Source organism: Azospirillaceae bacterium, assembly GCA_028283825.1.
In the GTDB taxonomy this organism is placed as follows: Bacteria; Pseudomonadota; Alphaproteobacteria; order Azospirillales; family Azospirillaceae; genus Nitrospirillum.
Genome location: JAPWJW010000001.1, coordinates 220,212 through 230,623, shown reverse-complemented (window position 1 = coordinate 230,623; position 10,412 = coordinate 220,212). Strand labels below are relative to the sequence as shown.

Annotated in this window: 8 protein-coding genes; 6 read left to right on the top strand and 2 right to left on the bottom strand. The window is 67.8% G+C overall.

The window, feature by feature from the left end:
- Positions 1-8 precede the first annotated feature (8 nt).
- On the bottom strand, positions 9-1,169 hold the full coding sequence (locus PW843_00750) for an acyl-CoA dehydrogenase family protein (GenBank protein ID MDE1145135.1): 1,161 nt from the start codon (positions 1,167-1,169) through the stop codon (positions 9-11).
- A 12-nt stretch (positions 1,170-1,181) separates the two neighbouring features.
- Entirely contained in the window at positions 1,182-3,317 is a 2,136-nt protein-coding gene (locus PW843_00745) for an acetate--CoA ligase family protein (GenBank protein MDE1145134.1), read from the bottom strand.
- Between the two features lie 231 nt (positions 3,318-3,548).
- Between PW843_00745 and PW843_00740 the strand changes: the two genes are divergently transcribed.
- From PW843_00740 to PW843_00715, 6 genes are read left to right on the top strand one after another with little or no spacing between them, the layout of a single operon-like run.
- Positions 3,549-4,337: an enoyl-CoA hydratase-related protein gene (locus PW843_00740; protein MDE1145133.1), complete on the top strand. Its 789-nt coding sequence runs from the start codon at positions 3,549-3,551 to the stop codon at positions 4,335-4,337.
- An 11-nt stretch (positions 4,338-4,348) separates the two neighbouring features.
- Positions 4,349-5,533 carry an acyl-CoA dehydrogenase family protein gene (locus PW843_00735; protein ID MDE1145132.1) on the top strand — a complete coding sequence of 395 codons (1,185 nt, stop codon included), beginning with the start codon at positions 4,349-4,351 and terminating at the stop codon, positions 5,531-5,533.
- A gap of 11 nt (positions 5,534-5,544) precedes the next feature.
- Complete coding sequence (locus PW843_00730) at positions 5,545-6,681, top strand: acyl-CoA dehydrogenase (protein MDE1145131.1); 1,137 nt, start codon at positions 5,545-5,547, stop codon at positions 6,679-6,681.
- A gap of 57 nt (positions 6,682-6,738) precedes the next feature.
- On the top strand, positions 6,739-7,533 hold the full coding sequence (locus PW843_00725) for an enoyl-CoA hydratase-related protein (GenBank protein MDE1145130.1): 795 nt from the start codon (positions 6,739-6,741) through the stop codon (positions 7,531-7,533).
- A gap of 3 nt (positions 7,534-7,536) precedes the next feature.
- Positions 7,537-8,256 carry a hypothetical protein gene (locus PW843_00720; protein MDE1145129.1) on the top strand — a complete coding sequence of 240 codons (720 nt, stop codon included), beginning with the start codon at positions 7,537-7,539 and terminating at the stop codon, positions 8,254-8,256.
- On the top strand, positions 8,253-10,412 hold the full coding sequence (locus PW843_00715) for a CoA transferase (GenBank protein ID MDE1145128.1): 2,160 nt from the start codon (positions 8,253-8,255) through the stop codon (positions 10,410-10,412). The genes PW843_00720 and PW843_00715 overlap by 4 nt, the downstream gene beginning before the upstream one ends.

Genomic DNA, 10,412 nt, shown 5'->3' with positions numbered 1-10,412 from the left:
GTTCCCCCTCATCCGCGCTGGTTGAAACGCCGGCCCACCAGGCTGGCCGCGATGTTGGTCTTCTGCACGTCGATGGTGCCGCCGGCGATGCCCCAAGCGAAACTGTCGCGCACCCGCTGTTCCATCCGGTACTCGCGCGAGTAGCCGTAACCGCCCATGAGCTGCATGCCGGAAATGGCCACATCGCGAACCATTTCGTTTGCGAAACATTTTCCGACACTGGATTCGAATACGGATGGCAGGCCCTGCTGGGCATTGACGGCGGCGCGATAGATCAGCAGGCGCGACGCCTCCACCCGCATGGCCATGTCGGCCAGCCGCAACTGCACCGCCTGGAAGTCGACGATGGGCTTGCCGAACTGTTCACGCCCCTGCACGTATTCAACGGAGTCCTCCAGAGCGGCGGCGGCGATGGCCAACGACATGGTGGCGTTGCCGCAGCGCTCCAGGCTGAAAGCCTGCATCAGGCGGGCGAAGCCGCCGGCCGGCACGATGATGTTGCCGACGGGCACCCGCACCTCATCCAGGAAGATGTCGGCGCTGGGGATGCCGCGGAAGCCCATCAGCCGTTCAGGCCTGCCGAAGCTGATGCCGGGCCGGTTCTTTTCCACCAGCACGGCGCCGATGCCCTTGGCACCCGGCTCGTCCGACATGCGGCAATAGACGATATAGACGTCGGAATGCCCGCCGCCTGAACACCAGCGCTTCTGGCCCGTCACCACCACCTCGTCCCCCTCGAACCGGGCGCGGGTCTTCAGGTCGGTCAGCGCGGTGCCGGCGGCGGGCTCGGACATGGACACGGCCACGATCTTGTTGCCCCGGATCACCTCGGGGATGATCGCGGCCTTCAGCGCTTCCGGCGCGAAGTGCTGCACGGTGCGCACGGGGCCGGTGGCGCTTTCGAAAATTGGCCAAGCCACGGCGGGGGAGACCATGGCGAACTGCTCCAGCACCAGCAGCGCCTCCAGATGACCCAGGCCCAGTCCGCCGTAGTCGGTGGGCAGGTTGATGCCCAGGAAGCCCATCTCGGCATAGCGCTTGCGCATCGCCTCGGGCAGGGGCTCGTCCTTTTCCTCCATCTCCCGGGCCAGGTCCGGCAGCTCCGCGCGGGCGAAACGCCGGGCCGTTTCCTGCAGGTGGCGCTGATCTTCGGTAAGCGTGAAATCCATGATCTGACCCGTTCAGGCTTTGGTGGTTTCGATGACGGCGTCCAAGGCCACGATGCCGCCGGTACCGGCACGCACCACCAGGGGATTGACCTCGATGGTGGAAAGGCGGCCCGCATGGGCGGCGGCCAGTATCGACAGGCCGGAAATGGCCTGGGCCAATGCCTCGATGTCATGGCGGGCGCCGCCGCGGTAGCCATCCAGCAGGGGGAAAGTGCGGACGCTGCGGATCATGGCCAGCGCCTGGGCCGGGCTGACCGGGGCCACATGGCAAGTGGTATCGCGCATCAGCTCCACCAGCGTGCCGCCCAGGCCGAAGGTGACGACGGGGCCGAAAGTCTCGTCGGCATGGATGCCGACGATGCATTCCACTCCGCCGGTAACCATTTCCGACACCAGGTATCCCTCGATGCGGGCATGGGGCAGATGGGCGGGGATGGTCTCAGCCATTTGCCGCACCGTCTCCGCCACCGCCTGGGGCGAGGTCAGTCGCAGGGCAACGCCGCCCACTTCGGTCTTGTGCAGGATATCGGCGGACACCACCTTGACCGCGACGGGGAAGCCGATGGCCGACGCGGCTTCGGCCGCCGCCTCCGCTGTGGCCACCAGGCGCTCCTGCGGGCTGGGCACGCCGCAGGCGGCCAGCAGCGTCTTGGCCTGGGCCTCGTTGAACCGGCCATCGGGTGGGATCACCACATCTGGCGGGGGCGGCAGTGTTTCAGCGGCCGGCGGTTGGGCGAATGCGCGCTCAAACCCCACCAGGCCCGCCAGGGCGGCGATGGCGCGTGATGGATCCTCGAACACCAGCAGGCCCTTGGCGTCGTATTCCGCCACCATGTCCGGGCTGGTGGTGACGGAGACCAGCGCCAGCCGGTCCGGGTGGCGGCCGCAGGCATTGGCGATGGCCTGCTGCAGCGGGCGCGCCATGGAGGGCGCGGCGCCGGCGATCCCCAGGAAGATCAGGACGGCATCGAAGGCATCGGCTTCGAACACAGCGTCCAGCGTCTTCTCCATGATGTCGTGGTTGGTGGTGACCAGCCCCGTCATGTCGATGGGATTGTGCGGGGAACAGTGGGGGACCAGCGCCTTGAGGCGCGCCTGTGTCTCCGCAGGCACCTTCCCCATGGCAAGGCCGGCATCGCCCACGAAATCGGCGATCTGCACACCCACACCGCCCGAAATGCTGATGACCCCGACCCGCTGTCCCCTTGGGCGCCGGCCTTTGCTGAGGGCGTAGGTCAGGTCCAGCAATTCCTCGGTGGTGCGGGCGCGGTGGACGCCGTAGTCCCGGAAGACGCTGTCGTAGACGGCATCCTCACCGGTCAGCGACGCGGTGTGGGAGGCCGCGGCCGCCCGGCCGTCGGCGGTGCGGCCCACCTTCATCACCACAACGGGCTTGTGGTTGCGCCGGGCCAGGTCCAGCGCCGCGACCAGCGTGTCCTTGGACCGCAGCCCTTCCATATAGGCCAGCAGAATGTCGGTGTCGGGCTGCCCCGCCATCCAGAGCAAGGCGTCGCCCACGTCCACATCGGCCTCGTTGCCGGTGGTGACCCATTGGCTGATGCCCAGGCCGCGCTGGAAGACGTGCTTCATGAGATAGCCGCCATAGCCGCCGCTCTGGCTGGCCACTCCGATACGGCCGGCCGGGCGCACCCCTTCCTCCAGGGCGGAAGCGAAGGTGGCATAGAAGCGGCTGCGGGCGTTCATCAGGCCCATGCAGTTGGGACCCAGCAGGCGCAAGCCGCCGGCGCGCGCCGTTTCAACCAGGCGATCCTGGCGCGCGCGCCCTTCCGCACCCGTTTCGGAAAAGCCGGCACCGAACAGCACGGCTGCCTTCACGCCCTTGCGGATGCAATCCTCGACCGTCTGCTGGGTCACGTCGGCGCCGACCGCCAGCAGTGCGCAGTCCACTGGGCCGGCGATATCCAGGATGGAGGGATAGGACTTCAGGCCCTGGATCTCCACCCGCGCCGGGTTGACGGGATAGATGCCTCCCTCGAACCCGGCCTCCAGCATGTACTGGATGGGCCGGCCGCCGAAGCGGCGCTGGTCGCTGGAGGCGCCGATGATCGCGACGCTGCCGGGCTGGAAGAGGGCGTCCAGGCCGGTGGTGTCGTCAACGGAGGGGGTGGGTTGGGGGGCGGCCATCATGTCCGGAAAACCGATAGGGGGATCGTTGTCTCCAACCACTCCTGTCAGCGTTTTTCCGCCTGCGGAAGGGGACGGCTGCCGGGGCCCGGGAAGCAGCATGTATGTGCTAACGGCCCCACCTTGCGGCCCAAACGCTAGGCGGCTCCAAAACCCCCGGGTTACATCGAAGCCAAGCGAAGACGGCACCGCACCAGGGCCGCGACACCCCTCTGGCCCGGAAGCACCAGACCCATGAGCCCAACGCCTGTCATCGAGAGTCGCCAGGATGGGGACGTCCTGATCCTGACGCTGAACGCGCCCGACCGGCGCAACGCCATTTCGCTGGAAATGCGCGAGGCGCTGCTGGATGCGCTTCGTAAAGCTTCCGCCGCACCCGACTGCCGGGCCATCGTCCTGACCGGCGCACAGGGAAATTTTTCCTCCGGTGGAGAGGTGAAGGCGGCCAACGGGGTCAACCCCGCGCCCGATCCGCAGCGGACCCGCCGCAATATTGCCGTGTTGCAGGATATCGTCCGCCTGCTGGTGGCGGGAGCCAAGCCCACGGTGGCGGCGGTGGAGGGTTACGCCTATGGCGCCGGCCTGTCGCTGGCGGCGGCCTGCGATTATCTGGTGGCCAGCGAGACGGCCAAATTTTGCGCTTCCTTCGCCAAGGTGGGGCTGATCGCCGACGCGGGCTTGATGTGGTCGCTGCCCCAGCGGTTGAGTCCGGCCCGCGCCCGCGACATGCTGCTGACCGGTCGCCCGGTAGAGGCGGCCGAAGCCCAGGCGGTCGGCCTGACCGACCAAGTGGTGCCAGCCGGCGAGGCGGTATCGGCCGCTCTGGCGGTGGCGCGGACCCTGGCCCAGCTGGCGCCACTGGCGCTCGCCTCAATGAAGGGCGTGATGTCGCGCGGCGGCTCGCTGGAGCAGGTGCTGTCGGCGGAGGCCGACCTGCAGCCCATGCTGACCCTGTCCCAGGACTATGCCGAGGGGCGAACCGCCTTCAAGGAACGGCGCCCTCCGCAATTCCGTGGTGTTTGAGGAACGCGAGCATGGATTTGAACATCGGGCCCGAAGTGGAGGCGCTGCGCCAGGAATTCCGCGCCTTCTTCGCGGAACATCTGCCGGCAGGGCTGGCGCGTAGGGTCTACAATGGCGAGAAGGTGCCCAAGGCCGACCATCAGGCGTGGCAGCGGACATTGGCCGCGCGCGGCTGGCTGGCGCCCAGTTGGGCCAAGGATTGGGGCGGCACGGGCTGGGGCCCGCTGGAGCGCTTCGTCTGGGATGAGGAGTCGGCGCTGGCCTGCGCGCCCCGCGCCAACATTCCCGCCATCGATCTGCTGGGGCCCGTGCTGATCGAATTCGGCACGGATGCGCAGAAGCGCCGCCACCTTCCCCGCATCCTGTCCAGCGACGACTGGTGGTGCCAAGGCTTTTCCGAACCACAAGCCGGGTCCGACCTGGCGGCGCTGAAAATGCGGGCGGTGCGCGATGGTGACCACTATGTCGTTACCGGCACCAAGTTGTGGACCAGCCACGCGCAGCATGCCAACTGGATCTTCTGCCTGGTGCGTACTTCGCAAGAGGCCAAGAAACAGGCCGGCATCTCCTTCCTGCTGATCGACATGGATCAGCCGGGCATCACGGTCAGCCCCATCCACACCCTGGGCGGTATCCACGCTGTCAACGAGGTACGCATCGAGGATGTGCGGGTACCGGTTGAAAACCTGGTGGGACGGGAGGGGCAGGCGTGGGAAATCACGCGCTTCCTGCTGGGTCATGAACGGCTGGTGGGTGCGGGCATTGGCCCGTCCATGAAGCTGATGCGCCAAGTGCGCGACCTGCTGCGCCGATCCGGCCCCGATGGACACCCCTTGCGCGACGATGTGCGGCTGCGGGATCGCGCGGCGCTGATCGAGACCGATCTGCTGGCGTTGCGCTACACCGCCTACCGTGTGCTGGCCGATGAGCTGTCGGGAAAGGCGCCAGGTCCTGAAGTCTCCGTCCTCAAGGTGCGGGGCGGGGAGATCCAGCAGGCGCTGACCGAATTGCTGATGGATGCCGCCGGCTTGGCCGGCCTGGTGCACCCCTTGAGCCTGCCCGCCGGTGAGTCCCTGGTGCCCGACGATCTTGCCCACCTGGCGCAGCAGTTCTTCGACCGCCGCAAGCTGACCATCTACGGCGGCAGTTCGGAGATCCAGCGCAACATCATCGCCCAGCGCATCCTGCGGGTTTGAGGAAACGGCCCATGGACTTCTCCTACACTGAAAACCAGGTGCTGCTGCGCGACAGCGTCGACCGCTTCCTGACCGACCGCTATGATCTGCGGGCCCGCGACATCCTGATCCGCGACCCGGCCGGGCAACAGCGCTTCTGGCGTGAGCTGGCGGATCTGGGCCTGGTCGGCGCCGCCCTGCCGGAGGCAGCGGGTGGTTTCGCGGAATCGCCCGTGGATACGCTGGTGGTGATGGACCGGCTGGGCCGCCATCTGGTGGCCGAGCCGTACGTCATCACCGCCGTGGTCTGTGGCCGGCTGCTGCTGGACAGCCTGCCCGGCGCGCAGGCGCGCGACGCCCTGGCGCCGGTGATCGCGGGGGAACGCCAGCTGGCCCTGATGACCTGCGGCAACCAACCCCTGTATGGGCCCGCATTCGGAACCCTGACCGCACGCCGGAGCGGCGGCGGCTACGTGCTGGACGGCCACATGGCGGTGGTGATCAACGGTGATCGCGCCGACCAGTTCCTGGTCGCGGCGCGGACGGCGGGGGCGGACGGCGAACGTCCCGGCGTGACCCTGTTCCTGGTCGATGCCGGCGCCGCCGGGTTGGGACGGCATCCCTTCCGCATGATCGATGGCCACGGCGCCGCGGCGGTGACGCTGGCCGGCGTAGTGGTGGGTGCCGAGGCGGTGATCGGCCCGGTGGATGGGGCGGTTCCGCTGATCGAGCGGGCGCTGGACCACGGCATCGCCGCCACTTGTGCCGAGGCCACCGGCTCAGCCGCCTACCTGCTGGACACCACCATCGCCTATACCAACGCCCGCGAGCAGTACGGCCAGCCCCTGGCCCGCTTCCAGGTGCTGCAGCACCGGATGGCCGACATGTACATCGCCGTGGAGACCGCCCGGTCCATGGCCTGTTTCGCAGCACTGTCGCTGGACCAGGTGGACGTGGCCCGGGCGCGCGACCTGTCGGCCGCCAAGGCGCAGGTCAGCCGCGCCACCCGCTTCGTCGGCCAATACGCGGTGCAATTGCACGGCGGCATGGGCGTGTCGGAGGAGCTGGACGTTGGCCACCACTACATCCGCCTGGTGGGCCCTGGGCCGCCTGTTCGGGGACGAGGGACACCATCTGCGCCGATATGCCGACGCCTCGGAAGCCATTGATCTGGGAACAGTCTGGGCCGCCTGACGGCCCTTCATTTGAACGGGAGTAGACCGCCGATGACCTATGCGCGGTATGACAAGATCGACGTGGTGCTGGACGGCGCCGTCCTACGGGTGACGCTGAACAATCCGGAAAAGCGCAACATCATCGATGATGAAACCAACCGGCAGTTGTCGGATGTCTTCGTCGATGCCTCGTTCGACCCGGCGGTGAAAGTGGTGGTGCTGACCGGGGCGGGGGCGGTGTTTTCCGCTGGCGGCGACATCGTGAAGATGCAGCGCAAGATCGATGATCCCGGCCTGTTCTACAAGGGCGTATTCAATTCCCGCCGCCTGGTGTTCTCCGTCCTCGACTGTCCCAAGCCGGTGGTGGCGCGGGTGCATGGCGACGCCGTGGGCTTGGGTGCCACGCTCGCCCTGCTGTGCGACATCGTCATTGCCGATGAAGAGGCGAAGTTCTTGGACCCTCACGTCAATGTCGGCCTGGTGGCGGGTGATGGCGGCGCGCTGCTGTGGCCCCACCTGGTGGGCTATGCCCGGGCCAAGCGATATCTGCTGGCCGGCGAGCCTATCCTGGGGCGTGAAGCGGCGGACATCGGCTTGATCGCTTTTGCGGTGCCGTCGGCGGAGTTGGATGCCCTGACGGAGAAGTGGGCCGCCAAGTTCGCGCGTAGCGCCACGCAGTCCGTCGCCGGTACCAAGATCACCCTCAACGTCCTGCTACGGCAGGCGGCCCAGGCCGTACTGGACGTGGGCATGGCTTATGAGGGCCTGTCCAACATCACCAAGGATCATCAGGAGGCGGTCACCGCTTTCATGGAAAAGCGTCGGCCCAACTTCACTGGCGATTGAACCATGTCCGACCACTTCCAAGGGTATCGCCGCCGCATCCTGATCCGGCCCGCGCCGGGCCGGGTGTCGGCGGCGGTGGAGGACGACTTCCACCACATGACGGTGGTGGTGGACCACGCCGATGGTTTGGTGACACGCCTTGAGGCCTGCACGGAGCGGGCGCCTTGGAGCCTGTGCCCGGCGGCAGCCACCTTTCTGGAGACGCGGCTACCTGGATCATCGCTGGCCGGCGCCGCCGATGCCGATGATCCCCACATGCACTGCACCCATCATTACGACCTGTTCGTCGTGGCGGCGGCGCATGCCGGCGAAACGGTATCCATCACCTATGACATCACGGTCAGCGACGCCGTCGACGGCCTTCGGCAGGCGGAGATCCGTCGTGATGGCGTGCCGCTGCTGTCCTGGGGGCTGGCCGGATTGGTGCTGAGCGTGCCGGCCGACCTGGCAGGCCAGGATTTGCGGCGCTTTGCTCAATGGATGGACCGTTTGCCATCGGCATTGCATCTGGCGGCCCAGATGCTGCGGCGGGGCATCCTGGTGTCGGGTGGCCGCGACCTTCCCATGACCGGGCTGGACACGGCGGCGGCGTTGATGCCGCGTATGGCGGGCGCCTGCTTCACTTTCCAGCCGGCGGTGGCGGCAATGGCCCGGCGGTCGCCGGAATTCCGGCGGGATTTTTCCGATAAAGCTGACGATTTGCTGCGCGGAGGCACGCCATGACCACCGTCCTTTCCCACATCCGCGTGCTGGACCTGGGGGGTGGGCAGGCCGCCTCCATGGCCGGCTTGATTCTGGCCCAAGCGGGCGCCCAGGTGACGAAGATCGACGACGGCACCAGCACCTTCACGCCGGTGGAGGACGCACTGTGGAACCGCGGCAAAAGCCGATTGGCGCTGGACCTAGGCGCTACGGAAGGCCGGCACCGTTTGCAGGCCCTGCTGGCCGACAGTGACATCCTGGTGCACGATCGCCTGCCGACGGCCGCCAGCCTTCTGGGGCTGGATGCCGCGACACTGACCGCCCAATTCCCCATGTTGATCCACGTTGCCGTGGGCGGCTGGCCCGCCGGGCATCCCAACGCCGAAACCCCGGTGCGCGACAACCTGGTGCTGGCCAAGGCTGGCATCCTGGATGAGCAGGCGGCGATCGGGCGTGACGGGCCGGTCTGGCTGCGCTTCCCATTGGGCAGCAACCATGCCGCCTATCTGGCGGCCATCGGCGCATTGGCGCGGCTATATGCCCGACGGCGCAAGGGCAGGGGTGGCCCCGTGCATACCAGCCTGCTGCAGGGCGCCCTGGTGCCGATGATGATGCACTGGTCGACGGCGGAACGGCCCACGCCGGCCTTGCGCTTCGGCATGCCCAAGGACGCGGGTGCCACGCTGTTTGAATGCAGCGACGGTCGGTGGGTTCACACCATGGGGCAACCGGTGAAGGCGCCCGGCATCAAGGCGGCGCTGGACGCCATGGATGGGGTCGAGCGCGCGCGGCTGAACGCCAAGTATGAGAAGGCGATCATCAAGTACATCGATGATCGCGGGGCCATCGAGGCCATCTTCAAGACCCGCCCGCGCCAGGATTGGCTGGAAGAACTGTGGGCGTCAGACGTGCCGGCCCAGCCGGTGCAGGCCATGGGTGATCTCTATTTCGATGAACAGACGCAGGCCAACGGCTATGTCGTGCCGGTGGACGATCCCCGCCTTGGCGCCACCCGCCAGCCGGGCTCCCCCATCCAGATGGATGAGGGTGTGCCGCTGGCGGCGGAACCCACGGTGGCGGCGCAGGCCCTGTCCCAGCCGCTGGATGGCCTGAAGGTGTTGGACATCGGCAACTTCCTGGCCGGCCCCTTGGCGCCCATGCTGCTGGGGGACCTGGGTGCCGAGGTCATCAAGGTGGAGGCGACGTCGGGCGACCCCTTGCGGCATGCCGACTGGGCCTTCAACGGCTGTCAGCGCAACAAGCGGGGCATCGCCCTGCAGCTCAAGGACCCGGCGGCCAGCGCCTTGCTGGGCAGGCTGTTCGACTGGGCGGATGTAGTGCACCACAATCAGCGCATGATGGCGGCGGAAAAGCTGGGCTTTGGCTACGCTGCCGTCCACGCCCGCAACCCCAGGGCGGTCTATTGCCACGTCAGTTCCTACGGTGCCAAGGGGCCCCGCCGCGACTGGCCAGGCTATGACCAGCTGTTTCAGGCCGCGTCGGGGTGGGAAGCCGCCGGCGCGGGCGAGGGCAATCCGCCCGCCTGGCATCGCTTCGGCATGATGGATCATCTGTGCGGGCTGGCGTCGGTCGTCGGTACCTTGCTGGCCGTGCTGCGCCGGGACGCGACGGGGCAGGGGGAATTCGTGGCCGCGTCGCTGCTGGGGGCCAGCCTGGCAACGGTGGAGACCTTGGTGCTGCCGGATGGGAGCCTGGCGCCCACCGCTCAGCTGGACCGACGCCAGATGGGCGTAGGACCGACACGCCGGCTATACCCATGCGGTGACGGCTGGTTGGCGGTGGACCAGCCGCATGCGGCGCCGGATGCCCTGGCCGACGCCGAAGCGCGCTTCCGGGATGTCGGTGTTGAACAAGCGGCGCGCATCGCTGCGGAGGCGGGGGTAGACGCCGCTCCCGTTGCCTTGGCGAACGGCCAGGCCTTCCTGGCCGATCCCGTCAACCAATCCTCGGGCCTCAGCGTTGCCCTGGATCATCCGGTCTATGGCAGCCTGCGGCAGATCGGGGCGCTATGGGACTTCGGTGATCTCCGCCTGCGCCTTGAACGCGCGCCGCCGCTGCTGGGCCAGCACAGCCGGGACATCCTGGCGGAGGTCGGCGTGTCGGCGGGTGCCATAGACGAAGCCCTGGCCTCGGGCGTCGTCAAAGCGGCGGGTTAG

Excerpts from the sequence above, each read along its gene's own strand:
- PW843_00750 (MDE1145135.1), bottom strand. The coding sequence starts at position 1,169 with ATGGATTTCACGCTTACCGAAGATCAGCGCCACCTGCAGGAAACGGCC.
- PW843_00745 (MDE1145134.1), bottom strand. The coding sequence starts at position 3,317 with ATGATGGCCGCCCCCCAACCCACCCCCTCCGTTGACGACACCACCGGC.
- PW843_00740 (MDE1145133.1), top strand. The coding sequence starts at position 3,549 with ATGAGCCCAACGCCTGTCATCGAGAGTCGCCAGGATGGGGACGTCCTG.
- PW843_00735 (MDE1145132.1), top strand. The coding sequence starts at position 4,349 with ATGGATTTGAACATCGGGCCCGAAGTGGAGGCGCTGCGCCAGGAATTC.
- PW843_00730 (MDE1145131.1), top strand. The coding sequence starts at position 5,545 with ATGGACTTCTCCTACACTGAAAACCAGGTGCTGCTGCGCGACAGCGTC.
- PW843_00725 (MDE1145130.1), top strand. The coding sequence starts at position 6,739 with ATGACCTATGCGCGGTATGACAAGATCGACGTGGTGCTGGACGGCGCC.
- PW843_00720 (MDE1145129.1), top strand. The coding sequence starts at position 7,537 with ATGTCCGACCACTTCCAAGGGTATCGCCGCCGCATCCTGATCCGGCCC.
- PW843_00715 (MDE1145128.1), top strand. The coding sequence starts at position 8,253 with ATGACCACCGTCCTTTCCCACATCCGCGTGCTGGACCTGGGGGGTGGG.